This window comes from Vibrio sp. OPT46, from assembly GCF_015163535.1.
GTDB classification, from domain to species: domain Bacteria; phylum Pseudomonadota; class Gammaproteobacteria; order Enterobacterales; family Vibrionaceae; genus Vibrio; species Vibrio alginolyticus.
Window position 1 is genome coordinate 1 of record NZ_JADDYG010000426.1, and the last position, 335, is coordinate 335.

3 tRNA genes are annotated in these 335 nt (G+C 48.7%); all 3 read right to left on the bottom strand.

Annotation, left to right across the window (positions count from 1 at the left end):
• Window positions 1–2: 2 nt before the first annotated feature.
• A tRNA-Leu gene (locus IQR33_RS18895) sits at window positions 3–87 on the bottom strand.
• Window positions 88–140: 53 nt separating this feature from the next.
• Window positions 141–215: transfer RNA gene (locus IQR33_RS18900), tRNA-Gln, on the bottom strand.
• A 30-nt stretch (window positions 216–245) separates the two neighbouring features.
• A tRNA-Leu gene (locus IQR33_RS18905) sits at window positions 246–330 on the bottom strand.
• Window positions 331–335: the final 5 nt, after the last annotated feature.

Genomic DNA, 335 nt, shown 5'->3' on the forward strand with positions numbered 1-335 from the left:
AATGGTGCGGAAGGAGAGACTTGAACTCTCACACCTTGCGGCGCCAGAACCTAAATCTGGTGCGTCTACCAATTCCGCCACTTCCGCAACTTGATCTGTAGATATCAAGATAATTGGTAAAATCTCAATATCATTGTATGTGGCAGGGCTACCTGGATTCGAACCAGGGAATGGCGGCATCAAAAGCCGCTGCCTTACCGCTTGGCGATAGCCCTACATTGCTCTAATAAAAGAGACTTAAATAATGGTGCGGAAGGAGAGACTTGAACTCTCACACCTTGCGGCGCCAGAACCTAAATCTGGTGCGTCTACCAATTCCGCCACTTCCGCAACTT